The organism is Thalassotalea euphylliae (assembly GCF_003390395.1).
Lineage (GTDB): Bacteria > Pseudomonadota > Gammaproteobacteria > Enterobacterales > Alteromonadaceae > Thalassotalea_F > Thalassotalea_F euphylliae_C.
Genome location: NZ_QUOV01000001.1, coordinates 2,760,381 through 2,785,903, shown reverse-complemented (window position 1 = coordinate 2,785,903; position 25,523 = coordinate 2,760,381). Strand labels below are relative to the sequence as shown.

The window sequence follows — 25,523 nt, the reverse complement described above, 5'->3', positions numbered from 1 at the left end:
CCTTCATGACAAAGGCGGCAGTTGATAAAAGCTTTTTGCAGTGCCTGCCCAAAAAGCCTGCTGTTCTTGCATCGACCAATCACTAATTAATGTTTCGCAAAGCTCAACCCATGCCGGATAACTACTGTTGAGATTAAGTACTGGCCAGTCGCTGCCCCACATAATGCGGCCATGGCCAAAGGCCTTGACTAAAGTCGTGAAGTAGTCGAGATAATCATCGGCACTCGCTTGTGCAGGGCTTGCCTCGGTGGTAATGCCGGAGCATTTTACAAACACATTAGAAAGTGGCTGAAAGCGCTGCATTGCTGAGGCCCAATCGTCAAACTGCTTTTCTGCTACATTGGGCTTGGCGAAATGGTCTATCACAATCGCTAAATCTGGGTTTTGCTTGGCAATATCAAAGATATAAGGCAAATGTTCAGGTTTAACTAAAGCGTCAAACGTCAGTTTTAATTCAGCGAGCTTAGTAAAAATTGCAGCATAATCTGGGTTTGCTATCCATGCAGGGTCTTCGATGTCTTGCAGCATAGGTCGAACCCCTTTGAAACTTGGATTAGCCGCCAACGTATCAAGGGTTGCAATGACGTCATCGGCGTCAAAATCAACCCAACCAACTACGCCAGCAATGCTGCTTTCTGCAGCTGCTAACGATAATAAATACTCGGTTTCTTCGAGTGTTGGTGCAGCTTGTACCAGCACAGTTTGAGCAACATGATGTGCTTGTCTATGTGGCGCTAAATCTGTAGGTAAAAAATCATGATAGAGCTTATCAAGGGCGGGCGTTAACCAGCCATAATCATTGCGTTTAAGTAGCCAGTAATGTTGATGGCTGTCGACTTTATTCATCATGACACTAGCTTCCTTGCGGTAATGGCACATTGTCGCCAACCAGCTGCTGCACGCGCAGTTGCTGCCAAAACTCAGCTGGAATGTTAGTGTTGAACAACTCTAGTGTTTGATTAATACGTTTGGCATTGCCCATACCCGGTATCACGCTGGCAACACTGGGGTGAGCCAGCGGAAATTGCAGTGCGGCAGCGGCGAGTGGAATTTGAAACTCATCGCAGAGCGCTTCGAGTTTCTTTACTTTAGCAATGACATGCTCTGGGGCGGGCTCGTAATCATAGTAAAGCGTGCCGCCTTTTTTCGTACCGGTCGCTAAAATGCCAGAGTTGTATGCGCCACCGACAATAATGGAGCAGTTACGTTGCTTACATTTAGGTAGAAATGTATGAATAGATTCTTGTTCAAGTAGCGTGTAGCGACCTGCTAACAAGAAGCAATCCCAGTCGCCGTGATCAAGCGCTTGTTCACACACTTGGTATTCGTTAACGCCTAAACCTATAGCTTTTACGAGTCCTTGCTGGCGAAGCTCTGCCATTGCTTTATAGCCACCTTGCATTGCGATTGGGAAGTGGTGGTTATTGGCTTCACCGTGGGTAACCTCACCGATGTCATGCATATAAAGGATATCAATGGTGTCTAGACCTAAGCGCTGTAGGCTATCCTCGAACGAACGCATAATGCCGTCGTAGCTGTAGTCATAATGAATATCAAACGGCATGGGTGACTGGTAACTGTGACGCTCTTTTGCATAACCAGCAGGTTTTAACAGGCGACCAACTTTAGTTGATAACACATAGTCGTGGTCTTGATCGGCGCGCAGTAAATCACCTGTGCGTCGCTCGCTCAGGCCTTGACCATAATGGGGAGCGGTATCAAAGTAGCGAAAACCAGCTTGCCAAGCATTATCAAGCAAGGCTCTAGCGTCGTGGTCACTAATTGGCTGGTATAAATTACCAAGCGGCGCACAACCAAAACCTAATGTGTCTATGACTAGGTCTGTGTTACCGATTTTTCGCTGTGCGGTTTTTAGCTCTTGCTGCATAGTGCTTCCCCATTATTTGTTATTGAGCGCTTTCTTGTTTTTCGCTTCTTTATCTGTGTTTTACTGCCAGTTGCTTTATTTACGCTTTTATTAGTTGTTACTTTTATTGCCTTTAGCTAATTAGCATTGGCTTGAGCAACTTTTACTTGGCAAACAAAGTTCATTAATTCGGTAATACCATATTGCCAGCTTGGAATTTGATGGCAATGGTTAACCCAGTTAACTAGCTTGCCGAGTTTTGGCGTTGATATTTCGACTCGATCGCCTAGTTCGTGGGTGAAGCCCATACCCGTTTCATGGCGATCATCGGTAGGCGCAAACATAGTGCCTAACATCATGGTTATGCCATCAGGGTATTGGTGCGAGCGATTGCATACTTGCTTGATAATATCTTCAGGCGTGCGGCTGATTTGCGACATGATGTTAGCGCCTTGATTCACAAAACCGTCTTCCCCAGTAATGGTCAACGTGATTTCCGCATTCATGGCATCTTCAAGGGTAAAGTCACCATCAAATAAGCGAAATAGTGGGCCAATTGGGCTGCTACCATTTTGATCTTTTGCTTTACCCAGTAATAGTGCACTGCGTCCTTCATAGTCGCGCAGGTTAACGTCGTTTGCTAGCGCTGCTCCGATGCAGTTTCCTTGCGCATTAATCAGCAAGGCAATTTCTGGCTCAGGGTTATTCCATTGACTGGTGGCCAACACCCCAAGCTCTTGCCCGCAGGCAATAGCCGACATCGGTTGGCCTTTGGTAAATACTTCAACATCGGGGCCTATTCCTACTTCAAGGTATTGCGACCACATGCCTTGGTCGATCAGTTGTTGCTTTAACGCCATGGCTTGCTCGCTACCGGGCACAATACTGCCAATATCGTCGCCAACGGTTTGATGCACCATAGCGCGGATCGCTTCGGCCTTGGCTGGGTCACCGAGAGCACGCTCTTCAATCATCCGCTCAAGCATACTGGCAGCAAAGGTAACGCCACAAGCTTTGATGGATTGAACATCGTTAGGTGCAAGTAACACGGGCTTTGATTGATCACTAAGTTGCGATTCGCGTTGATAAAATAGGCTATTTTCTAGTAACTCAGTTAATGAGCAAATTAACGAGCCTTGTGTTTGCTTTATGGTTTGCACAGCATTGCTGTCGGCAAGCACATCACTAATCGTCAGGTAATGATCACAAAGCGCAATTACGTCGTCCTGTCGAACCGTTATCACCACTGGGCCAGCAATGCCAAGAGGGCTAATATCGGCCGGTAGCCAGGCGCGGCCAAGCCAAGTGCCTTGATTAGAGGGGATGCATCCTTGCAGGGAGAATTCTTTTACCGTATTGAAATGGGTTAAATCTGTCATTAGCTTAGGCCTTTTCAATTGCGATTGCCGTGCGGCTATAGTGGTTGTCTATCATGCGCAAAATCCCCATTGGGTTGTCATTTTGCAATTCAACAGGCAGTAATTCGTCAGGCCAGTTTTGGTACGCATTACGGCTTACAAAACGGCTGATGGCAGCAGTACCAACACTGGTGGCGTGGGCAAATGATGACGCCGGATATGGGCCGCCATGCTGCATTGACTGACAAACCTCAACGCCAGTTGGAAAACCATTAAATAAAATTCTGCCTGTGCGTGGCTTTAACAGGCTGAGTAGGGCGCTTAAACTTTGTGATTGGTAATCATCGGCATGTATTGTAGCCGTAAGGTTGCCCGATAGACTCTTCGCTACAGCTAGCATTTGCTCGGTTGATTCACAGTTAACGACTAGCGATGCTGGCCCGAAAATTTCTTCACTGTACTCAGCTATCGATTGACCACTTGCAAGAAAATCAGCAGCGTTTATTTGCATTAAACTCGCCTTTGGCGTCAATGGGGTATCGCTTAGCCCACCAGTTAAGAACTCTACTCGACTATTGTTTTGGCGACTAGCCAATGCACTTTGCATGGCATCGGCGATACCGGGGTTAAGCATGACACCGGGTGTTTGCTCACTTAAGTAATGTGCTAATAGTTTGGGTAACTCACTATTAAGGCAGACAATAAGTCCCGGCGAGGTACAAAATTGGCCGCAGCCCATGGCAATTGAACCAGCAAGTCCTTGGGCAATAGCGTCGGAGCGACTATCTAACGCTTCCGGCATAATAAACACAGGATTAATACTGCCCATTTCCGCATAAACAGGAATAGGCTCTGCTCGTTTGGCGGCAATGTCCATTAGTGCGCGTCCACCACCTAACGAGCCAGTAAAGCCAACAGCTTTGATCTCTGGGTGCTTAACTAGCTCACTACCCAGTTCGGTGCCGCAGCCTTGTAATAATGAAAAAGTGCCCATTGGAAAATCAGCTTTTTGTAAGGCATTAGCTATCGCCTGTGCAAAATAACGTGAGGTGAGTGGGTGGCTAGGGTGACCTTTGACAATAATAGGGTTGCCTGCTGCAAGCGCTGCTGCGCTGTCACCGCCGAGGGTGCCAAAAGCAAATGGAAAATTAGAGGCGCCAAATACGGCAATTGGCCCCAAGCTAATATTCATCGCACGAACATCGGGTTTAGGTACGGGCTGGCGATTGGGATCAGCTGTATCTATTGACGCTTGTCGCCAACTACCTTCTGCCACTAAGGCAGCAAAGGCGCGAATTTGCCCACAAGTTCGACCGGTTTCTCCTTGCAAGCGTGCTTCAGGTAAGCCAGTTTCCGCCATAGCAACAGGAATAAATGCACCTTTTAATGCTTCAATTTCATCCGCAAGTACATTTAAGAACTCTGCTATCTCAGCGCTGGTTTTGGTATCTAGCAAGGTTTTCGCTTCAACAGCTGCGCTTAGCGCTGCATTAACATCCAAAAGGGTGCAGCTTTTAATGTTTGCAATCGCTTTGTTTAGGCTTGGGTCCCAAGATTCAAAGCTATCACCACTGCCTTCAAACCATTGGCCAGCAATCATCGAGTGTGTATCAAATACAGTGTTCATTTGGTTAACCTCACAGAATTTCCTGTTCTTTTTATTCGTGATTTAGTTTGTTCTTTGCATACTACTTGTTAGTCGGTACTGCTAATGAGCTAAACAAGCAGGCCCGATCGCCTCAATGGTCGTTGTGTCGCTAGTGTTAAAGCGCTTATAGGTTAAGATGAACTCTTTATGGCCGAGTGCTTCCGACTTGGTTTGCTGGCCACTGGCAACCTTAAGTACACAGTCGTAAATTTGTTGACCTATATCCTCAACCGTATGGTTACCGTCAATGACGCTGCCTGCATTAATGTCCATGTCTTCACTTAAGTTGCGATAAGTTTCTGGGTTGGCGCATATTTTTATCACGGGCGAAATCGCCGAACCGACCACAGACCCTCGTCCTGTGGTAAATAAAATCATCAATGCGCCAGAGGCAATAAGCTCAACAATTTCCGCGTTGTCTGAAATATTGGGAAAGCCGAACATAGGTTCGCCATCAGGCACCACATCCATTAGGAATAGGCCATTCTTTGGCGGAATTTCGCCAGGAGTGATAATACCGTTGATTTTTGAAGAGCCTGATTTGGCGTAAGCGCCCATCGATTTTTCTTCTTGCGTAGTCAAACCGCCTTCGGCGTTACCGGGTGCAAAACTGCCGTAGCCCATTTTGGTGTAGTAATGCTCAGCTTTTTCTACACAAGCAAGTAGTGCTTCACCCAGCTCAGGTGTTTCTGCACGCTCTGCCATGATTTGTTCGCAACCAATCAATTCGCCAGTTTCTTCAAAAATACAGGTAGCACCTTGTGCTAATAACAGATCAAAGCTAACGCCAACGGCAGGGTTTGCGCTCATACCACTGGTGCCATCTGAGCCACCGCAGATAGTGCCAATTACTAACTCTGAAACATCAAGATCTGCCCGCTCAACACTGGCAATATCACCAAGCATTGCGCTTGCTTTAGCAACGCCAAGGTCAATCGTCGATTTGGTGCCACCACATTGTTGGATGACTAAGGTTTCAACCGGGCGTTTGCTTGCTTCAATGGTGCCAATAAGTTGTTCACGATTAAAACCTTCGCAGCCCAGCGACACTAATAGTACGCCGCCAACATTAGGGTGCGTGCACAGTTTTTCCATCATTTGCAGGGAGTAATCGTTTGGATAGCAACCGGGAAAGCCAATCAATTGCACATCATCATGATCAACTTTGGCAACAATAGTTTTGGCAACGTGATGAGCACATTCCACTAAATAGGCCACCACTACTGTATTGCGAATACCTTTGCGGCCATCTGCGCGTTTAAAACCTCTCATCTTATTCTCCCACTCTTGATTGTCGCGTGTGGCTGGGAATGTAATCGCTTTTCATATTGTGCAGATGAACATGCTCGCCAAACTCTATGTCGGTAGTTGCGGAGCCGATAGGTACGCCGTAGCGAATAATCTTTTCGCCGAGCCCAATCGCTTGGCTTGCGACTTTGTGACCAACTTCGATAGTCGTTGTCATAGTGAACTGCTGCTCACCAATGGTGACTTGCTCACCTGCACTAATGCGTTGGCAGCAAATCACCACATTGTCGTTTGCATTTACTCGTACAAATTTTGTTTGCATTAGCGCTCTTAACCCCAAAGTTGAGCGTGAAACGTGTCACGCATTTAAATATAAAAATTAATTTTAAATATGAAATTAGGGCGAAATTTAATCAGTGTCAATATAAATTTTAGTTTTATATTTGAAATCACCCTAGTGCTCAGATATCTTCGACGATAATAAAAACTACAAGAACTCAGGCGGTAAGCACTATGGCAGCGAAGAAACAGTACTCAGCACCAGCGTTAGAAAAAGGGCTAGATATCATCGAACTTCTTGCTCAAGAAGCAGAAGGGCTAAAAGTTACTCAAATTACCGAAAAGCTAGATAAATCGGTTGGTGAGTTGTTTCGTATGTTGATGGTGCTGGAGCAACGCGGCTACGTGGAGACCAGTGAGGGTTCTGATCGTTACCGTTTATCGCTTAAATTATTTGGCCTGGCGAATCGCTACCCACCAGTTAAACGCTTAACTAGTGTTGCAGGGCCAGTGCTTAAACGTTTGGCCTTTGCCATTGAACAGTCTTGCCATTTAGTCACTTTCTTTGATGGCCATGGCCATGTTGTTGCACAGCAAGACTCGCCATCATCTCGAACCTTCAGTGTTCGTTTGGGGGCAACGGCACCACTGATGAATACTTGCTCCGGTCATGTGTTACTCTCTTACGCCAGTGCTGAGAAATTTGAATTTATGATGGAAAGTATTCCTGAACATCACCCAAAGCCTGATATCGAAGGCTTTGCCAATATCTCATCGCAAATTGTAAAAGCAGGTCATGAAGCGATCCGCAGCCGCCAAGTGCAGGGCGTGATGGATATTGGTTACCCTGTTTTTGATAGCTCTGGTGATATTTTAGCTGCGCTCGTTGTGCCATTCGTTGATTACATTGACGGCTCCCACCCAATCACATTGGAAGAATCCAAATCCTACATTGCCCAAGCGGCAGCCAGTATTTCTCAGCAGTTAGGCTATACCAGCAGCGATTAGTATATCGCCAAGGCTAGTAATAACCTCGTGTTTACAGCATTAGCTGTCACATCATGCTGGATGACCATTAACGCGATATCAGTTGTTGTTAAACGTGGCCTTTCAACATGTTAGGCACATCCGCTAGTGGCTTGCCTGTACGCTTTCAAGATGCACATGATGCTATGAAAAACCTGTCTAAGGTTCTATTTCTGTCTTTTTGATAACAAATATTTTCATATAAAACATTACGTTAAATAAATAACTGGTGGTTTTTTACACTTTCTTGGTTGACGAGGTAAGCATTAGGTTGTAGGTTTTTAGATGTGAAAATTATTTTTACATTTACAAAAAATATAAAATTAAACTAGATATACAAAATTACATACAACAAGTAGAAAACGGGGAAGTAACATGGCAATTCGCAAGAATAAAGTGAGTGAAGCTATTTCGTTGGTGCTAATGGGCATGACCGCGTTTGCTTCAAGCAACGCCTATGCACAACAGTCAAATGAGTCTGAAGCTGATACTGACGACGTTGAAGTGATCGAAATTCGAGGTATTCGCGGTAGTTTAGATCGCGCTTTAAATGTAAAACAAAACGCAACAGGTTTTGTTGACGCTATTAGTGCCGAAGATGTTGGTAAGTTGCCTGATAATAACGTAGCCGAAGCATTACAACGTGTCACGGGGGTGTCTATTCAACGTAGTCGTGGTGAAGGTGACTTTGTTTCTATTCGTGGCTTAGGCCCAGATTTTGTGCGCGGCACAGTCAATGGCCGCTCATTATTGAATGCGACAGAAACCGTTGACCCCATTTTCAACGGTAATGCTGTCACCAGTACTGGTCGTGCTGCGAATTTTGATATTCTCCCGTCGGAAGTAATTAACCGCTTAGAAGTGCACAAGTCATTTTCTGCTAACCAAGTAGAAGGTGGGATCGGTGGTTCAGTTAACTTGCATACCGCTAAACCGCTTTCTACTGGCAACAAATTTGTTGGTTCGGTCACTGCGAATTATCGCGACTTTAATGAAGAGACAGACCCTGCGCTATCTGGCCTATATAGCTGGGTAAATGACGATGAAAGCTTTGGTTTTCTTGGTTCTATTGCCTATTCTGAGCGCTCAATTCGCGAAGACTTTTCACGCACCTTTGGTTGGTTCCCTTCATTTGGTATTAGCAATCAATTAGATACCAATAATGATGGTGTTGGTGATGCTAGTCCGAATGATGTGCCTTTCCCGTTGTCGAATAACGCAGAAGCTTATGAAGAAGATCGTGAGCGTATTACTGCCATGGCGACTTTGCAGTGGGCGTCAAATGACTCTGACCTAACTTTAGATCTACTTTACAGTAAGCGCGAAGTGGAAGAGAGTCATCAAAACCTGATTTTTCTACCCATTATCTTTGACGGTGATTTAGCTAATGCAGGTGCTGTTGTCAACTTGGATGGCAGTGTGCAAGTGGGGAATTTGGTTGAAGACGGTACGTTTTTTAGTCATCCAACCTCACTTCGCCCAGAGCTAACAACCGATTTACAAGACTACGAAGATGATTTGTTCTCAATCGGCTTAAACTACAAAAAGAGCTTAGGTGCTTGGGAGCTAACCACGGATTTAAGCTACTCTAAAGCAGAAGGTGACAATACCTTTGACCGCGTACGAATCGATGCCAACAATGGTTCATTTGCCTTCAATACCACGATAAATCAAGGCGGCTTTGATATTGCCCAAACCAATATAGGTGAGGGTGCTAGTGCTGATCTTGGCAACCCTGCTAACTATGTTATTTCTGTATTTGATGACCGCTTTGCAACCAATGAAGATGAAGAGATTGCTTTGCAGTTTGATGCCACTCGTGACATTGATCATGACTTTATCTCAAGCATTGAAATGGGGGCTAGGTTGCGCATGCGTGAAAAGAAAATTGACCGCGCCTCTAATGGTAACGGCATCGGTGTGGCGGGCGAAAACATCACCCTAGCGGATGTTGGCAGCTTTAACCAAGGGGCGAGTGATTTCCTCGATGGTATGTGGCGCTCCAATTTTGCTTTCAATTCGCTGGTTTTCCCAGATAACGCTGCCGCACGCGCTGCTTTTGCAGCGGGGACGGTACCAGCATTAACAGCTGATCCATTCGGTTCTTTTGAAGTGGAAGAAGAAACATACGCGGGTTACGCTCAGCTGAATCTAGACGGTGAACTAGGTGATGTGTCATTTGTGGGTGACATTGGCGTGCGTATTGTAATGACCCAGCAAACGGTTATGGGGTCTGATGCGGAATTTGTTATCACAGATGCTGGTGGTATGGATACAACAGTTTTTGATAGTTTAACTACGGGGGCAGCAACGCCAATTGAGTTTGACGATACCTATACCAATGTATTGCCGAGCATGAACTTGCGCTTTGAGTTAAGTGATGACTTGTTCTTGCGTGTTGCGGCAAATAAATCGCTAACACGCCCAACCTTCAATGCGTTAGCACCTGCGTTTAGTATTAATGCAAACTCTTCAACTAATCTAAATGGTGATAACTTTGCCGTATCACTTTCAGGTGGTAACCCAGCATTAAAACCTTATGAATCAGATAACTATGACTTGGGCTTAGAGTGGTATTTTGCACCAAGTAGTGCTGTTTACCTAGGCTTGTTCCACAAAGAAATTGAAGATTTTATTGCTAATGTAACTAATAACAATGTGAGTCAAGTAGCTGGACAGCCGATCCGAGCGGTAGGTGTTGAGCTCGACGGTACTCGAGCACCAATTGCTGTTGACCAAATTAGTTTGCCAGACAACCAAGGTGAAGCGCAGGTGACAGGTCTAGAGTTTGGTTACCAACACGCGTTTGAATCTGGTTTTGGTTATATCGCCAACCTAACATTGACTGAAAACTCTGCAGAGTTTGAAGCAACGGGTGAAGATATCGATTTTCCGGGGGTGTCGGAAGTAAGCTACAACTTGACGGCTTACTACGAAGCTGACGAGTTTCAAGCACGCTTATCTTACAGCAGTCGCAGCGATTATTTAGTAGAGCCTAGTGCAATAGGTATCGGTGGGCAGCTGTTTAATGATGACTATGCTCAATTAGATGCATCGGCTAGTTATGACATCAATGAGAACTTCACTGTCTTTGTGAATGCCATCAATCTAACCGATGAAGATCAGGATGTATTCCAAATCTTGCCCGCAGGCCAAAAACGCTACTATTCAACTTCTCATGTTGGAACCCGTTTTGCGCTTGGCGTAAGAGGAAATTTCTAACAGTTCTAAGCTAATACCGGAGCATTTTGCTCCGGCTTTTTATTTGAAGCAAAAATAGAAGCAAAGTAAGTGGTCGGTGTTGAATTTATCACCATACAATGATGTGATAAAGATCAGTAAATCATATTTGCTCACTTGTTAAGTATATAAAAAATATAATAATAAAATGATATTAAAGGTGGTTGTGGATGCATGGTGTACACAAGTTATCTGTAGGGGAAAAGGTTGGTTTTAGCTTAGGGGATATGGCGGGTAATTTTGTTTACCAGTCCGTTGTATTATTACTCGCCTTTTATTATACCGATGTATATGGCTTAGATGCGGCAACGGTAACTGCAATTTTCTTATTTGTTCGGATTTTTGATGCGATAACCGATCCTGTGATGGGAATCATTGTTGACCGCAATCAGTCGCGCTGGGGTAAATACCGTCCTTTCTTGTTATTTCTTTGTATACCTTACGCGCTAGCTTCTGTCCTTGTATTTACTGTGCCAGATCTTAGCCTTGATGGTAAAACTCTCTACGCTTATGTCACCTACGCAGTATTAATGATGCTATTTACTGCCACCAATATTCCTTATTTCGCGCTTGGTAGTGTGATGACCTCATGCCCAAATGAGCGCGTATCGCTAAATTCTTATCGTTTTGTCGCCGCGACAGGTGGTGGTTTGATTGTTACTGCTGGGGTTATACCGTTAGCTGATTATCTTGGCGCAGGCGATAAAGCACTAGGTTATCAGCAGGCAATGATGGTGATGGCAGTGCTTTCCGTCGTGCTATTTGTGATTTGTGTGGGTTCGACAAAAGAGCGAGTTAAGCCCGTAAACAACGGTTCAAGAAACTTTAAAACGGACATTAAACGGGTATTTAGTAATGATCAGTGGCGACTGCTCGGACTCGCAGTGTTCGTGATGGTGACAGCTCAAACGGTAAAAGCAACAACAGGCGTATATTACTTAACCTACTATGCAGAAAACGCAGCAGCTATGGTCTCGTTGTTTTTATCGCTTTGGATGATTGGCGGTATGTTGGGTAGTGCTCTGGCAAACAAGTTAACGCAATTGATGTGTAAAAAGCAGGCTTGGGTGTTTTTGTGTTTGTTAAGCGCCTTGCTCTCTACAGGAACTTATTTCATCCCAGCCAATCAGTTGGTGGTAATAATGGTTGTGCAGTTTTTCGTCGGCTTTTTCAATCAAATGATGGCACCACTTATTTTCTCAACCATGGCAGAAGTCACTGATTACGGTGAGCTCGAACAAAACCGCCGCTTAGATGGTCTGATTTCTTCATTTACGCTTTTCGCATTAAAAGTTGGGCTTGCCATTGGTGGCGCGCTAGCAACTTACCTATTGGCTATTCACGGTTACCAAAGTGGCGGTGTAGATCAAAGTGGTGAAACAGTCGACGGTATATTACTGACATTCACCATAGTTCCTGCCATTGGTTTTGTACTAACCGCATTCGTATTACATCGCATGAAGCTTACTGCAGAAGTAGTAAAAGATAATGCTGAGCGTTTGCAGCTGATGAGAGCAGAACAAGCGTGATGCTCTCTTTGGGGCCGTCGTATAAGCTGAAGCTCTGCATGATCTGATATGAAAATAAATGACCAAAAAATAATAAAACGCATTAAATAAGAATTGAATATACAAAGCTAATCCAAAAAGAGAATGTAGTTATGACAGGTTTTAATGGTTTGGGGATGAACCTAGGCAATTTATCTCGTTTATCGAAAGCAAAATCCCGTTCAATTTCCGCAGAAAACTTTACTGGCGAGCCAGGCAAAGGCGGCATGGCAACTGAAGGCATGGGAGCCGGGCCGGGACGAGATTTAGGGCAAGGCTGGAAAATATCGCCGTGTGTTGAAGTGGCACCGGGTGACACTTTTACCTTAGCTGATATCAAAACTGGTGGCGCGATTCAGCAAATATGGATGACGACACTTGGCCCGAAAAAGCGTGATCTTATCTTGCGCATGTATTGGGACGATCAAGCTCATCCGTCAGTAGAAGTGCCGTTAGGGGACTTTTTCTGTTGTGGGCTGGAAGACTATGCCCATGTCTCATCACTGCCTGTTACGGTTAACCCAGGTTTAGCGTTTAATTGCTTCTGGGAAATGCCTTATCAAAAGAGCGCAAAAATCACTATTGAGAATCGCGACCCGCTACAAAAATTGGTGGTTTACTACCAAATTAATTACACCGAAACAAACGTGCCAGAAGATTGTGCTTATTTCCACGCCCAGTTTCGCCGCACTAACCCTGTGCCATATAAAGGGTTACATACACTATTAGATGGTGTTGAAGGCCAAGGTCAATATGTAGGTACTTATATGACCTGGGGGGTTAACAATAACGGCTGGTGGGGTGAAGGTGAAATCAAATTCTATATTGATGATGATAGCGAGTTTCCAACCATTTGTGGCACAGGTACCGAGGATTACTTTTTAGGCTCATATAATTATGACATTGGCACGGCAGTGAAAGGCCACCCTAATGCTTATACCGAGTACACCACCGCCTATGCCGGCGTGCCGGAAGTTCAACGACCAGATGGCGTGTATAAATCGCAGCATAGATTTGGTATGTATCGCTGGCATATTCCTGATCCTATTCGCTTTGAGCAAAAGTTAAGCGTTGATATTCAAGCGCTTGGCTGGCGTGATTTTGGCAACTGGGGCGGCGATGTTGAGCAGCGCAGGTACTTACCACTACAAGACGATATTTCATCAGTGTCGTTCTGGTACCAAACCTTGCCAAGTAAGGCATTTCCTGAATTGCCACATCGAGACTTTTTGGAGGTGAACTAATGCTTAATAACATTAGCCCACTGATCAGCCCTGAGCTGTTATTCGCGCTTTATCAGATGGGGCATGGCGATGAAATTGTCCTCGCTGATGCGCATTTTCCTGGCCATAGCTTTAACCAGAAGGTTATTCGAGCTGACGGCTTAAAAGTGGCTGATTTACTGGATGCGATATTACCATTAATGCAGCTCGATCAATATGTGGAATCGCCAGCAGTGATGATGCAAGTGGTCGCGGGCGATAGTGCTGACCCGCAAGTTGAACAAGACTATCAAGCGAAGCTAAGCCAGCATCAACCGGATCATGCTAGTATTGCTAAAGCTGAACGATTTGCCTTTTATCAGCGGGCAGAGCAAGCATTTGCCGTAGTAATGACCGGAGAAACACGAAAATACGGTAACATTATTTTGAAAAAAGGCGTAACGCAGGTGAGCAGCTAAAAGCTATTCCATTAAGTTACTCTATTTCATTAGTTAAGGCTAAAAAGCTTCTAATTTCTTGCTCTTGTGCCATGGCATCATTAAAGCCGAGTTTGATCAATTCTCCGCAATAATGTTTATCAAATAACAGATAACTCAATAAGCTCGATTCAGGGTCATTTTTTACACCAACACTTCTTAGCATCAAACGAACACCAACCGGCAGGTATTCATAATACTCGCTGGCTAGGGCATTAAAGTCGTGGCTTGGGTTAATTAAAAAACTGCCAATTTGTTGCAAGCCACTTTTTTTCGCACGAACTTTGGGGTCGATTAGTGCTAGCGTGGCATTCATCCGGTTCATTCGCTCAAGATCACTTTGCAGTGTATCTGAAAACACCGAGTCAAGCATATGGCCAGCGACCGTGGCTAATGTTGGCGGGTGAGGGTTGTTTTCCATTGGGTGAATTGGTTGTTTAGGTTGTTCGACACCTATGATGAAAATACGTTTTGCCCCTAGGTGAATAGGGGGACTGAGTGGTGATAACTGATGAATTGAGCCGTCGCCATAGTGTTGATGGCGTATTTTTACTGAAGGAAAAACTAACGGAATTGCAGCAGATGCCATTAAATGTTCGCTGTCAATTTGGCATCGTTGACTGAGTCGCTTTGCTCTGACCCATGGCTCGATAGATCTGGCTGACTGATAAAATGTCATCGAATCACCACTGCTATAGCTTGATGCTGTAATCGATAGCGATGATAAGTAGTGGTTTTTTATATTAAGGTCGATGCGCTTAAAATCGATAACCTGATTGAGCAGCTGGCGCAGTGGCGCGTTGTCAAGTAGGCTACGCGGTCTTTTAAGCGCATAGTCTGCCTGAAATCCTGCAGCAAAGCCGGAAAATATATTGTTAAAAACGGCTGCTGTATTGGTGCGATAAATACGATCGCACGATAAGTTTTTCCATATCCACTCCAGCTTTTTTACGCCGAGGTGAAAGCACGAGGCATAACAGGCGAGCGCAGTGGTATTAATTGCTCCAGCTGATGTGCCACAAAGGATCGGAAAAGGTATGCCGTGATTGCGCGGGATAAATTTCGCGATAGCCGAGAGTACACCTACTTGGTAGGCTGCGCGTGCGCCTCCACCAGTTAAGAGTAAAGCTGTTTTACTACCTTTATAAGTTTTCTTTGGCGTCATTAACGTTGAGCTTCCTTGCAAGTACGGCGAATCACTAACTATTAGCTTAGCGAAAAAAAAGCCAGCGGTTAAGCTGGCTTTTTCGTTTTAGCGACATAAGAATTATCAACTAGCAAAACATTATTACTAGTGTCTACCAGTTAATAATTAACTACTAACGCGAGCGTTAGCAGCATCCACTAAAGGTTGCGATCCTGCCTGTAGAGAATTTAAATTTGCAGAAACAACTTTCTTAGATAATTTTTTAATCATCATCGAACCTGTTTTTACAGAATTTTTCGCTACGGCAAACTCCAACAAGTTCTGACCATTACATTGAATACCAGAAAAAATACTGCGTACTTTTAATTTATTCGTCTTTAAGAATGAACGCATGCGTTTTTTGTCATCAGCTGCCACGTATTCACATACACTTTGTGCAATGTCATTTGCGTTGGCTTTTGGTGCAGTAACCACAGACGTCAAAGTTAAAGCTGTGATGGTAGAAACTAGTAATAATTTTTTCATTTTTAATAACCTTAAAGCTAATTGAGTGTTAGAAAAAAGAAAAAACCACTGGAACGTACCCTTTTGATGAGGTAACTCCGCTGTCATAGACGATAAATTGATGAGAATTTGCTTACGATAAAGGTGGAGACTGTTCAGTAACTGAACGTCATACTTACAACTTGAGGTAAGGGCAAGACTCCTATTTTGCCGATATTCTACGTCCTTGATAAGCTTACTTAAGCGAGCTTAACGCAGTTAATGACAATTTGACCTAATATCAACATACAAACACTTAACAATCTGTGTTTCGTCCTTAGACCGGTGGCTTTGCGTAGCATGCTTTCACATACTTTGCCTTTTCTTTGTCACCCTAATTAGTATCAAATCCGGTAACACTTTGCAACAAAGGCGGTTAAAAAGCGCGCTTTTACTTGGGTTGTAACTCTAAGGCAGTCTAAAGAGTTAGTGATAACCGTCTATAATTATTGAAACTTATCGGGAACCTAGGACGCTCAATAATCATGGATTTTTTTGACAATATTGTGATGTTAGTTGGCTGTCTACTGATTGTTGTAGGCGTAATCATGTTCGCCATTGGTAAGAAAGAGAGTGCTAACCAGAATAACGTCGAAGGGTTTGGTATTAAGGTTAACGTGAGTAACCCTTCAATTATTTTGATAGTGCTTGGTATCGGCTTATTACTCGTGCCTCGCTTATTGCCTAGCGACGCAAAAGTGGGTGGTAGCAGTGCAGACAAACCCGCAGTAGGCCTACCAAAACCTGCACAGCCAGACTTTAGCGATAACAGTGAATATACAAAAGCAGATGACTTAGACAACGACTTAGGCCATGACGAACTTAATGGCCGTGACGAAGGTGACAGTGGGTACTTACCAGATCAAGACAATAGCAACGAACAGGAATTTGACCCTGAAGCTGAACCTGTATTTGAACCTAAAAGAAAAAATCAGCCACAAATTTACTTTCCAAGTGGGCTATGGCAATTAAGCGATTACGCTGAAAATGGCATTGATTTAACCGATAACGTAAATGGCTCTATCGAGTTTAGTCAGCGCTCAAGTAATAGTGCTCAATGGATTACTGACTTTGTTATTGTCGACGGTTGGGGCAATATGGCGCGCTATCAATACCAAGGGTCGATGAGTTATCGAAATGGTGGTTACTTTATTACTATAGTTAACAGCACAGATCCTAATTTTACCGGTCAACAATCTGCCCCGATGGAATTAAAAATAGATAGCGATGGTCGGCTACATATGAGCTATCGGATAAATAATATGGATATTTTGATCCACTGGTTAGATAACTAGCGGCAGCTAAATTTGCGATGCAGTCTAGTTGCGTTAAGAGCCCAAAACTTCAAACTGGAAAGTTTAATAATCAATGCTTAACATTCAATAATTAATGCCCAATAACTAGTGCTCAACAATGATTGGTAAAAGCTCAGTAGTCCTAAGTCTTTGCCATTGATGAATGCGGGGAGCAGGAAGCATTGGGCTAGGAACTGTGAGCTATGAACCGTGGGTTAGGAATAGCGAGCCGTTATCAATTTTGCGATGAGATAACGGCTATATTTGAAGAAATGATCTAATTAGCTAAAAACTTGCTTTAAAGCGCTAAAACTGCATTTCAGGCACTTGCTCAGGCACCACTAATTCACCAGCGGTGAGTTTAACGATTTCTGCTACGGAAACACCGGGGGCGCGTTCAAGCAAGTGGAACTTACCGTCTTTTATTTCTAAAAAGGCGAGATCTGTTAGTACCTTTTTAATACAACCTTTGCCGGTTAACGGCAGATTGCATTTAGGCAGTAACTTTGACTCACCATGCTTTGAGGCATGGGTCATGGTGACAATAATGTTATCCGCGCCGGCGACTAAATCCATCGCACCACCCATACCTTTAATCAGTTTACCTGGGATCATATAAGAAGCAATATTACCGTTAATATCTACTTCAAATGCGCCTAAAACTGTTAAATCAACATGACCACCGCGAATCATGGCAAATGATTCCGCCGAGTCAAAAATCGACGCACCTGTTATTGCCGTTACCGTTTGTTTGCCGGCGTTGATCATATCGGCGTCTAACTCTTCTTCGGTGGGGAATTGCCCCATACCGAGTAAGCCATTTTCTGATTGCAACATGACTTCCATGCCCTGTGGGACATAGTTGGCGACTAATGTTGGGATGCCAATACCTAGATTAACGTAATAACCGTCTTTTAGCTCTTGCGCAACGCGCATTGCAATTTGTTCACGTGATAATGCCATGATGTGCTCCTTATGCGCGCTTATGAGTCTGTTGAGTGAGCTGAGCGAACAGTGCGCTGCTCAATGCGTTTTTCAAAACTGCCTTGGATCAGGCGGTCAACGTAAATCCCAGGGGTGTGGATCTGATCTGGGTCGAGCTCACCTGGCTCAACAATTTCTTCTACTTCAACAACCGTGATTTTGCCGGCAGTAGCAGCCATCGGGTTAAAGTTACGTGCGGTTTTACGGAAAACCAAGTTGCCATAGCGATCGGCCTTCCATGCTTTGACGATGGCAAAATCCCCTTTAATGGCTTCTTCTAAAATATACTGGCGACCATTAAACTCGCGTTCTTCTTTGCCTTCTGCAACGGGGGTGCCATAGCCAGTTGCGGTAAAAAAGGCGGGAATGCCAGCACCACCAGCACGCATTTTCTCTGCTAAGGTCCCCTGTGGTGTCAACTCTACTTCAAGTTCGCCCGACATCATTTGTCGTTCAAACTCGGCGTTCTCGCCTACATATGAGGCGATAATTTTTCTAATTTGGCGATCGGGTAATAAAATACCTAAGCCAAAATCATCAACCCCACAGTTGTTTGAAACGACTGTTAAGCCCTTGGTGCCTTTGCGTTTAATTTCTGCGATTAAATTTTCTGGAATACCACAAAGACCAAAGCCACCGGCAATTACGGTCATGTTATCGGTTAGATCAGCTAACGCTTCTTGGTAGCTAGCAACGACTTTATCAAATCCAGCCATAGTCAAACCTCATCATTATTGTGTCCCCATTTTCTAACGCTTGTTGTCTTTTATTTACGTAGCTTTGTACGTACTTAATTTTTATATGTATTTTTGTTTTTATTGATAGTTGTAATTTTTAGCGCTTAGCTTGTGCTCATTTGGCTTGCTAACGCATTGGCCACTTTTGACATCGGCGGTCGTCCCAGTTTGTCACTGATAAACCAACTGGTTTCAATAACTTTTTCTAGATCAACGCCTGTGCTAATGCCATGGCCATTGAGCAGGTAAAGCACATCTTCTGTGGCAACATTACCAGAAGCGCCTTCAGCATAAGGGCAGCCACCTAGGCCACCGACAGAGCTGTCTACTACACTAATGCCCAGTTGCAATGCGCAGTAAATATTGGCGAGTGCTTGTCCATAAGTATCATGAAAATGCACGGCCAGTTTGTCGATGGGAACCTGCTTAGTGACTTCCGTTAACATGGCTTTCACACTGGCAGGTGTGCCAACACCAATAGTGTCGCCAAGGGAGACTTCGTAGCAGCCCATTTCGATTAAGGTTTTTGCGACATCTGCCACTTTTTCTGGTGCAATCTCGCCCTCATAAGGGCAGCCAAGCACACAAGACACATAGCCTCGAACCTTGATGCCATGTGCCTGTGCGCTGGCTACCACTGGGGAAAAGCGCGCTAAACTTTCGCTAATAGAGCAGTTAATATTTTTTTGACTGAAAGCTTCTGAGGCTGCGCCAAAAATCGCGACTTCTTCTACGCCTGCATCAAGCGCAGCTTCAAAACCTTTAAGATTTGGCGTTAGGGCAGTGTATGTGACCCCTGCTTTTTTATCTATTCCTTGGCAGACCTCAGTTGAGGTCGCCATTTGCGGTACCCATTTAGGGGAGACAAAACTGCCTGCTTCGATATAACTTAGGCCAGCATCGGTAAGCTGATTGATCAGTGCAATTTTATCGGCAGCGCTAATGAGCTGTGCTTCATTTTGTAGGCCATCGCGTGGTCCAACTTCGACCAGTTTTACGGCTGAGGGCATCGCCATTAGCTGTTCTCCGCGTTTGTAATTGCAGTGGCTTCAAAGCTCAGTAGCTCTGCACCACCATCAACCATATCGCCTGCGCTAAAGAACACATCGGTGATGGTGCCGTCGGCAGGGGCTTTGACGGTATGCTCCATTTTCATGGCTTCCATGATCACCAATGGTTGATCTTTAGTTACAGTATCACCAGCGTTGACCAGTACCGCGACCATAGTGCCGTTCATCGGCGCAGATAAACCGCCAGCGTGCGTTTGGTGATCGTTGTCACCTAAATCAGGTAGCACTTGGGTGAAGTTGAATGCGCCGTTAGGGCGGAATAGACTAATTTGCTTGTTGTTGGAGTCTGCTAAATCGTTAATCGCAATCTGCGCATTGCCGCGATAGCCATCAATAATAAAATCTAACTGGTTGCCATCAATTTGCCCTTGGCAGTGATGCAGCGCTTCGCCAATCTGGATTTGATAAACAACATCCCCGTTGCTGCTCAGCTGTTGCACGCTGGTAATGTCGTATATTTGCTCACTGTCCGCAGTCGAATGCGCTAGTGACAGTGATACTTGGTTAGTTTGATTGAGTCGCCAGCCAATCGCCTGATACCACGGGGAATTAGGATCTGTGCTGGCATTGGCAATTTGCTGTGCTTCATCTGCTTGTTTGAGCAACAGGTAAAGTGCAGCCATTGGTAACTCTTGCGCTAACGTTTTTTGGTCGCTATGAAAAATAAGCGCCTGATGCTTTTCGATAAAGCCAGTATCTAGCTCAGCATCCACAAAAGGTTGGCAAGTTGCTAAGTTATACAGAAAGTCGATGTTCGTGGTCACGCCGTTAACGCGGTATTCCGCCAGCGCTTTGCTTAATCGTTGCAGTGCTTTTTCACGAGATTCATCCCACACGACCAGTTTGGCAATCATTGGATCGTAGTAAACACTGACTTCATCCCCTTGCAGCACACCCGTATCAACCCGAACGTGTTCGCTTTCTTGAGGTGTTTGTAAAAATGTCAGCTGACCAGTTGCTGGCAAAAAGTCGTTGGCTGGGTCTTCCGCGTATATACGTGCTTCAAAGGCATGGCCATTGATGGCTAATTCATTTTGCTGCTTCGGCAATGGCTCGCCAGCGGCAACACGCAGTTGCCACTCGACTAAGTCTTGATCACTGATAAATTCGGTGACTGGGTGCTCAACTTGAAGACGAGTATTCATCTCCATAAAGTAGAAAGCTTGCTCACCAGTTTCTGGGTGGGTGTCTAATAAAAATTCTACTGTGCCAGCACCACGATAACCTATGGCTTGTGCCGACTGTATCGCCGCTTGTCCCATTTGCTCACGCAATGCTTCGCTCATATGTGGCGCCGGCGCTTCTTCGATCACCTTTTGGTGACGACGCTGTACCGAGCAATCGCGTTCAAACAGATACACGGCCTTGTCCAAGTTGTCGCAGAACACCTGAATCTCAACGTGACGTGGTTGTGTTAAGTATTTTTCTACCAGCATGGTATCGTCGCCGAAACTCGCGGCAGCTTCGCGTTTAGCGGCAGCGAGGCCATCGCTAAATTCTTCGCTCGACCATACTTGGCGCATACCTTTACCACCGCCACCAGCGGTTGCTTTAAGCAGCACTGGATAACCCATTTCGTCAGCCGCTTGTTTGAGCACTGCTTCTGATTGATTGTCACCGTGATAACCCGGCACTAGCGGCACCTGCGCTTGCTCCATAATGTTTTTAGCGGCAGATTTTGAGCCCATGGCTTCAATGGCTTCGCTTGGTGGGCCAATAAAAGTAATATTATTGTTGGCACACTGACGACAAAACTCGGCATTTTCCGAGAGGAAGCCATAGCCGGGATGAATGGCTTGCGCGCCTGTTTGCAATGCGGCAGCAATCACCTTATCAGCTTTTAAGTAACTGTCTTTTGATGGTGAAGCACCAAGATAAACCGCTTCATCGGCCATATTAACGTGTAAGGCGTTTTGATCTGCATCTGAATAAACGGCGACGGTCGCAATCCCCATTTTGCGGGCGGTTTTAATGATGCGGCAGGCTATTTCACCGCGATTGGCGATTAGTATTTTGGTAAACATTTTGGTTGAGCTTACGTTAGCGGGCTTGGGTGCTGTTGTTGTCATTGTATTAGTCATTTTATTCGCAGCCTTTTTAACTTGATTGCCAGTTGGCAGGTCGTTTATCGAAAAAGGCGGTTAATCCCTCTTGTCCCTCAGGTGAGACTCGAATCGCGGCAATGCGTTGACTGGTTTCTTGAATCAGCTGGTCGTTGATAGGTCGGCCAGCGACATCCATCGCCAGTTGTTTGGCTTGCTTAACGGCATCAGGGCCATTGGCGAGCAGGGTAGTGATCACTTGTTGAACTTGCGCGCTAAGCTGTTCGCTCGTTGTTATTTCATCTACTAGCCCTAGTTGTAGGGCTTTTTCTGCGCTAAAGCGCTCTGCGGTTTGGAAATAGCGGCGACTCGCTTTTAAGCCGATAGCACTTACCACATAAGGGCTAATGGTGGCGGGGATCAGGCCAAGTTTCACTTCGCTTAAACAAAAGCTTGCCTTGTCATTGGCTACAACCATATCGCAGCAGCTCGCCAAACCTACAGCGCCACCAAAGGCTGCGCCTTGTACTTGGGCGATGGTCATTTGTGGCATAAAGTTTAAGGTATAGAGCATGTCGGCAAGGGCATTGGCGTCTTTGAGGTTTTCTTCATAATTGTAAGATGCCATGCGTTTCATCCAACTTAGATCTGCACCTGCTGAAAAGCTTTTCCCGGTTGACGCCAACACCATGACCCGAATCGACTCTTCTGCGGCAATGGTTTTAAATACTTGGGTAAGCTGACTGATAATGTCATCGTCAAAGGCGTTATGCTTGTCTGGGTTGTTTAAGGTGACGGTGGCAACACCATGGCCTTTACCATCGCTGTCGACAGCAAAAAGTACCTTGTCTGTTATTGGATTATTAGCGCTAGTTGCCGCTGTGTTCACTGCACCAGCTGTCGCTGAAGAGCTTACTGAGTTCATCATTAACTCCTACATTCTGAACACGCCAAAGCGTGTTTCTTCTATAGGTTTATTTAGCGAAGCCGAAATGGCTAAGCCGAGCACTTGGCGCGTATCAGCAGGATCAATCACACCGTCGTCCCACAGACGCGCCGAAGCGTAGTAAGGGTGACCTTGGTGTTCGTAATTATCGATGATCGGTTGCTTAAATTCGGCGGCTTGCTCGGCACTCCAGCTTTCGCCGCGTTTAGCCAGTTGATCTGATTTAACTTGCGCTAATACGCCAGCGGCTTGCTCGCCCCCCATTACCGAAATTCTTGCGTTAGGCCACATAAACAAAAAGCGCGGGTCGTAAGCACGGCCGCACATGCCATAGTTACCTGCACCAAAGCTACCGCCAATTAGTACCGTAAATTTAGGTACTTGCGCACAAGCCACTGCGGTCACCATTTTGGCGCCATGCTTGGCGATGCCGCCCGCTTCATATTGCTGGCCGACCATAAATCCGGTGATGTTTTGCAAGAATACTAGGGGTATTTTTCGCTGAGCACAAAGTTCGACAAAATGTGCACCTTTCTGTGCTGATTCGCCAAATAAAATACCGTTGTTGGCAACAATCCCAACCGGATAGCCAAAGATATGCGCAAATCCACAGACTAAGGTGGTGCCGTATAAGGATTTGAATTCATCAAACTCACTGCCATCGACGATGCGCGCGATAACTTCGCGAACATCGTAAGATTGGCGTGCATCTTTAGGTACGATGCCGTAAATCTCTTGTGGATCATAAGCGGGGGCGCTGACTTCTTTGACACTTAACTGCATTGGCTTAACGCGATTCAGGTTAGTGATGGCACTGCGTGCTAATGACAGGGCATGATGATCGTTTTGCGCATAATGATCGGCAACACCGGAAGTTCGGCAATGCACATCTGCGCCGCCTAGCTCTTCAGCACTCACCACTTCACCAGTGGCGGCTTTAACCAGTGGTGGGCCGGCGAGGAAAATAGTGCCTTGCTCTTTAACGATAATCGACTCATCTGCCATGGCGGGCACGTAGGCACCACCAGCAGTACAAGAGCCCATAACCACGGCAATTTGTGGAATATTCTGCGATGACATATTGGCCTGATTAAAGAAGATGCGGCCAAAGTGTTCGCGATCAGGAAACACTTCATCTTGGTTAGGCAGATTGGCACCACCAGAGTCCACCAAGTAAATACAAGGCAGGTTGTTTTCTTGGGCAATGGTTTGAGCACGCAGGTGTTTTTTTACCGTGAGCGGGTAGTAAGTGCCGCCTTTCACTGTGGCGTCATTGGCAACAATTACACATTCCTGACCATCAACACGGCCGATACCAGTAATAATACCCGCGGCTGGTACATGGTCATCATAAACTTGATGAGCGGCTAGTTGCGAAAGTTCTAAAAATGGTGAACCGGCATCCAGTAACTGGTAAACGCGTTCGCGAGGCAGTAATTTACCGCGAGCTAAATGACGCTCGCGACTCTTCTCGCCACCACCTAATTGAATATCTGCAATAGTTGCATTGAGATCATCAACTTGCTGCTGCATATGCGCTGCATTGTCAAGAAACTCCTGACTTCGCGCATTTATCTTTGATTGAATTTGTGCCATAGATTGTGCCTTTACTTATACGTTAACAAACTGCCTTACTTACTTTCGTTAAACAGTTCTCGGCCAATCAGCATGCGGCGAATTTCTGAGGTACCAGCACCAATTTCGTAAAGTTTGGCATCGCGTAGCAGTCGACCGGCTGGGAATTCATTGATGTAACCGTTACCGCCTAATAGCTGAATCGCGTCAAGTGCCATCTTAGTGGCTAGCTCAGCAGAATAAAGGATGACACCAGCGGCATCTTTACGGGTGGTTTCACCGCGATCACAGGCTTGTGCCACCATATAAATATAGGATTTAGCTGCGTTCATCTGGGTGTACATATCGGCGACCTTGCCTTGTACTAACTGGAATTCACCTATCGATTGACCAAATTGCTGGCGATCATGAATATAAGGCACAACGAGATCCATACAGGCGTCCATAATGCCCAGTGGCCCCCCAGAAAGGACAACACGCTCGTAATCTAGGCCCGACATTAATACGCCAACACCTTTGCCTTCTGCGCCAAGCACATTTTCAGCCGGTACTTCACAGTTCTCAAACACTAGCTCACAGGTGTTTGAGCCACGCATGCCTAGCTTGTCGAGTTTTTGATGGCGACTAAAGCCAGGGAAGTCTCGCTCAACAATAAAGGCGGTAATGCCTTTTGAACCAGCAGTAACATCGGTTTTTGCGTAGATAATGTAAACATGTGCATCTGGGCCATTGGTGATCCACATTTTATTGCCGTTTAACACGTAAACATCGCCGCGCTTCTCGGCCTTTAACTTCATACTGACTACATCAGAACCGGCATTTGGTTCAGACATTGCCAAGGCGCCAATATGCTCGCCGCTGCAAAGCTTAGGTAGGTATTTTAGTTTCTGTTCGTGACTACCGTTTTTACGTAATTGATTTAAGCATAGGTTCGACATGGCACCGTAGCTCAGGCCAACCGATGCAGACGCGCGACTGATTTCTTGCATAGCAACTACATGTGCTAGGTAACCCAAACCTGTGCCGCCATATTCTTCTTCAACGGTCATCCCCAATAAGCCAAGATCGCCAAACTTACGCCACAAATCCATCGGAAATTCATTGTCGATATCGATTTGTGCAGCTCGTGGCGCAATTTCATCGCGGGCAAAGGCGTTAACCTGATCGCGGATCATGTCAACGGTTTCACCGAGGTTAAAATTTAAAGAAGAAAAACTGGCAATCATGGATGTTCCTTAATTGTTTGATTAACTGCTCAACTCGAGCGGGCGA

21 protein-coding genes are annotated in these 25,523 nt (G+C 45.4%); 6 read left to right on the top strand and 15 right to left on the bottom strand.

Annotation, left to right across the window (positions count from 1 at the left end; all coding sequences use genetic code 11):
- Positions 1-3: 3 nt before the first annotated feature.
- The 6 genes from DXX92_RS12325 to DXX92_RS12300 all read right to left on the bottom strand — a co-directional run bounded on the left by DXX92_RS12325 (position 4) and on the right by DXX92_RS12300 (position 6,443).
- Positions 4-849 carry an amidohydrolase family protein gene (locus DXX92_RS12325; protein WP_181901749.1) on the bottom strand — a complete coding sequence of 282 codons (846 nt, stop codon included), beginning with the start codon at positions 847-849 and terminating at the stop codon, positions 4-6.
- 4 nt (positions 850-853) lie between these two features.
- Positions 854-1,888, bottom strand: coding sequence for an aldo/keto reductase (locus tag DXX92_RS12320; RefSeq protein WP_116000708.1), 1,035 nt, complete (start codon positions 1,886-1,888; stop codon positions 854-856).
- Positions 1,889-2,004: 116 nt separating this feature from the next.
- On the bottom strand, positions 2,005-3,246 hold the full coding sequence (locus DXX92_RS12315) for a fumarylacetoacetate hydrolase family protein (RefSeq protein WP_116000707.1): 1,242 nt from the start codon (positions 3,244-3,246) through the stop codon (positions 2,005-2,007).
- 4 nt (positions 3,247-3,250) lie between these two features.
- Positions 3,251-4,852: an aldehyde dehydrogenase (NADP(+)) gene (locus DXX92_RS12310; protein ID WP_116000706.1), complete on the bottom strand. Its 1,602-nt coding sequence runs from the start codon at positions 4,850-4,852 to the stop codon at positions 3,251-3,253.
- Between the two features lie 81 nt (positions 4,853-4,933).
- Positions 4,934-6,145: a UxaA family hydrolase gene (locus tag DXX92_RS12305; protein WP_116000705.1), complete on the bottom strand. Its 1,212-nt coding sequence runs from the start codon at positions 6,143-6,145 to the stop codon at positions 4,934-4,936.
- A gap of 1 nt (position 6,146) precedes the next feature.
- Positions 6,147-6,443 (bottom strand): UxaA family hydrolase, encoded by a 297-nt coding sequence (locus DXX92_RS12300; RefSeq protein WP_116000704.1) that lies wholly within the window; start codon positions 6,441-6,443, stop codon positions 6,147-6,149.
- A gap of 191 nt (positions 6,444-6,634) precedes the next feature.
- Between DXX92_RS12300 and DXX92_RS12295 the strand changes: the two genes are divergently transcribed.
- The 5 genes from DXX92_RS12295 (at position 6,635) to fucU (ending at position 13,894) form a co-directional block, all read left to right on the top strand.
- Positions 6,635-7,408: an IclR family transcriptional regulator gene (locus DXX92_RS12295; protein ID WP_116000703.1), complete on the top strand. Its 774-nt coding sequence runs from the start codon at positions 6,635-6,637 to the stop codon at positions 7,406-7,408.
- Between the two features lie 393 nt (positions 7,409-7,801).
- Positions 7,802-10,648: a TonB-dependent receptor gene (locus DXX92_RS12290; RefSeq protein ID WP_116000702.1), complete on the top strand. Its 2,847-nt coding sequence runs from the start codon at positions 7,802-7,804 to the stop codon at positions 10,646-10,648.
- Positions 10,649-10,836: 188 nt separating this feature from the next.
- Positions 10,837-12,195 (top strand): MFS transporter, encoded by a 1,359-nt coding sequence (locus DXX92_RS12285; RefSeq protein WP_116000701.1) that lies wholly within the window; start codon positions 10,837-10,839, stop codon positions 12,193-12,195.
- 131 nt (positions 12,196-12,326) lie between these two features.
- Complete coding sequence (locus tag DXX92_RS12280) at positions 12,327-13,457, top strand: glycoside hydrolase family 172 protein (RefSeq protein ID WP_116000700.1); 1,131 nt, start codon at positions 12,327-12,329, stop codon at positions 13,455-13,457.
- On the top strand, positions 13,457-13,894 hold the full coding sequence (gene fucU / locus DXX92_RS12275; RefSeq protein ID WP_116000699.1) for an L-fucose mutarotase: 438 nt from the start codon (positions 13,457-13,459) through the stop codon (positions 13,892-13,894). Before DXX92_RS12280 ends, fucU begins: the two co-directional genes overlap by 1 nt.
- 16 nt (positions 13,895-13,910) lie before the next feature.
- Here fucU and DXX92_RS12270 read toward each other — a convergent pair whose 3' ends face one another.
- Together DXX92_RS12270 and DXX92_RS12265 are read right to left on the bottom strand one after the other, a co-directional pair.
- A complete protein-coding gene (locus tag DXX92_RS12270) occupies positions 13,911-15,077 on the bottom strand; it encodes a patatin-like phospholipase family protein (protein WP_116000698.1) in 1,167 nt (388 codons plus the stop codon).
- Between the two features lie 147 nt (positions 15,078-15,224).
- The gene (locus DXX92_RS12265; RefSeq protein WP_116000697.1) at positions 15,225-15,584 is read right to left on the bottom strand and encodes a DUF3718 domain-containing protein; all 360 of its coding nucleotides are present in this window, start codon (positions 15,582-15,584) and stop codon (positions 15,225-15,227) included.
- 503 nt (positions 15,585-16,087) lie between these two features.
- Here DXX92_RS12265 and DXX92_RS12260 point away from each other — a divergent pair.
- Entirely contained in the window at positions 16,088-16,897 is an 810-nt protein-coding gene (locus tag DXX92_RS12260) for a hypothetical protein (protein ID WP_116000696.1), read from the top strand.
- Between the two features lie 306 nt (positions 16,898-17,203).
- On the opposite strand, the gene DXX92_RS12255 is transcribed toward DXX92_RS12260, so the two are convergent.
- The 7 genes from DXX92_RS12255 to DXX92_RS12225 all read right to left on the bottom strand — a co-directional run bounded on the left by DXX92_RS12255 (position 17,204) and on the right by DXX92_RS12225 (position 25,477).
- On the bottom strand, positions 17,204-17,860 hold the full coding sequence (locus tag DXX92_RS12255; RefSeq protein ID WP_116000695.1) for a 3-oxoacid CoA-transferase subunit B: 657 nt from the start codon (positions 17,858-17,860) through the stop codon (positions 17,204-17,206).
- Between the two features lie 20 nt (positions 17,861-17,880).
- Positions 17,881-18,597 (bottom strand): CoA transferase subunit A, encoded by a 717-nt coding sequence (locus DXX92_RS12250; protein WP_116000694.1) that lies wholly within the window; start codon positions 18,595-18,597, stop codon positions 17,881-17,883.
- A gap of 125 nt (positions 18,598-18,722) precedes the next feature.
- Positions 18,723-19,634: a hydroxymethylglutaryl-CoA lyase gene (locus DXX92_RS12245; RefSeq protein ID WP_116000693.1), complete on the bottom strand. Its 912-nt coding sequence runs from the start codon at positions 19,632-19,634 to the stop codon at positions 18,723-18,725.
- A complete protein-coding gene (locus tag DXX92_RS12240) occupies positions 19,634-21,712 on the bottom strand; it encodes an acetyl/propionyl/methylcrotonyl-CoA carboxylase subunit alpha (RefSeq protein ID WP_116000692.1) in 2,079 nt (692 codons plus the stop codon). Before DXX92_RS12240 ends, DXX92_RS12245 begins: the two co-directional genes overlap by 1 nt.
- Positions 21,713-21,785: 73 nt before the next feature.
- Positions 21,786-22,658, bottom strand: a complete 873-nt coding sequence (locus tag DXX92_RS12235; RefSeq protein WP_245961473.1) for an enoyl-CoA hydratase/isomerase family protein — start codon at positions 22,656-22,658, stop codon at positions 21,786-21,788.
- A gap of 6 nt (positions 22,659-22,664) precedes the next feature.
- Positions 22,665-24,272, bottom strand: a complete 1,608-nt coding sequence (locus DXX92_RS12230; RefSeq protein WP_116000691.1) for a carboxyl transferase domain-containing protein — start codon at positions 24,270-24,272, stop codon at positions 22,665-22,667.
- A 35-nt stretch (positions 24,273-24,307) separates the two neighbouring features.
- On the bottom strand, positions 24,308-25,477 hold the full coding sequence (locus DXX92_RS12225; protein ID WP_116000690.1) for an isovaleryl-CoA dehydrogenase: 1,170 nt from the start codon (positions 25,475-25,477) through the stop codon (positions 24,308-24,310).
- Between the last annotated feature and the right edge of the window lie 46 nt (positions 25,478-25,523).

Coding starts and splice junctions, on each gene's coding strand:
- DXX92_RS12325 (WP_181901749.1), bottom strand. CDS start 849: ATGATGAATAAAGTCGACAGCCATCAACATTACTGGCTACTTAAACGC.
- DXX92_RS12320 (WP_116000708.1), bottom strand. CDS start 1,888: ATGCAGCAAGAGCTAAAAACCGCACAGCGAAAAATCGGTAACACAGAC.
- DXX92_RS12315 (WP_116000707.1), bottom strand. CDS start 3,246: ATGACAGATTTAACCCATTTCAATACGGTAAAAGAATTCTCCCTGCAA.
- DXX92_RS12310 (WP_116000706.1), bottom strand. CDS start 4,852: ATGAACACTGTATTTGATACACACTCGATGATTGCTGGCCAATGGTTT.
- DXX92_RS12305 (WP_116000705.1), bottom strand. CDS start 6,145: ATGAGAGGTTTTAAACGCGCAGATGGCCGCAAAGGTATTCGCAATACA.
- DXX92_RS12300 (WP_116000704.1), bottom strand. CDS start 6,443: ATGCAAACAAAATTTGTACGAGTAAATGCAAACGACAATGTGGTGATT.
- DXX92_RS12295 (WP_116000703.1), top strand. CDS start 6,635: ATGGCAGCGAAGAAACAGTACTCAGCACCAGCGTTAGAAAAAGGGCTA.
- DXX92_RS12290 (WP_116000702.1), top strand. CDS start 7,802: ATGGCAATTCGCAAGAATAAAGTGAGTGAAGCTATTTCGTTGGTGCTA.
- DXX92_RS12285 (WP_116000701.1), top strand. CDS start 10,837: ATGCATGGTGTACACAAGTTATCTGTAGGGGAAAAGGTTGGTTTTAGC.
- DXX92_RS12280 (WP_116000700.1), top strand. CDS start 12,327: ATGACAGGTTTTAATGGTTTGGGGATGAACCTAGGCAATTTATCTCGT.
- fucU (WP_116000699.1), top strand. CDS start 13,457: ATGCTTAATAACATTAGCCCACTGATCAGCCCTGAGCTGTTATTCGCG.
- DXX92_RS12270 (WP_116000698.1), bottom strand. CDS start 15,077: ATGACGCCAAAGAAAACTTATAAAGGTAGTAAAACAGCTTTACTCTTA.
- DXX92_RS12265 (WP_116000697.1), bottom strand. CDS start 15,584: ATGAAAAAATTATTACTAGTTTCTACCATCACAGCTTTAACTTTGACG.
- DXX92_RS12260 (WP_116000696.1), top strand. CDS start 16,088: ATGGATTTTTTTGACAATATTGTGATGTTAGTTGGCTGTCTACTGATT.
- DXX92_RS12255 (WP_116000695.1), bottom strand. CDS start 17,860: ATGGCATTATCACGTGAACAAATTGCAATGCGCGTTGCGCAAGAGCTA.
- DXX92_RS12250 (WP_116000694.1), bottom strand. CDS start 18,597: ATGGCTGGATTTGATAAAGTCGTTGCTAGCTACCAAGAAGCGTTAGCT.
- DXX92_RS12245 (WP_116000693.1), bottom strand. CDS start 19,634: ATGGCGATGCCCTCAGCCGTAAAACTGGTCGAAGTTGGACCACGCGAT.
- DXX92_RS12240 (WP_116000692.1), bottom strand. CDS start 21,712: ATGTTTACCAAAATACTAATCGCCAATCGCGGTGAAATAGCCTGCCGC.
- DXX92_RS12235 (WP_245961473.1), bottom strand. CDS start 22,658: ATGATGAACTCAGTAAGCTCTTCAGCGACAGCTGGTGCAGTGAACACA.
- DXX92_RS12230 (WP_116000691.1), bottom strand. CDS start 24,272: ATGGCACAAATTCAATCAAAGATAAATGCGCGAAGTCAGGAGTTTCTT.
- DXX92_RS12225 (WP_116000690.1), bottom strand. CDS start 25,477: ATGATTGCCAGTTTTTCTTCTTTAAATTTTAACCTCGGTGAAACCGTT.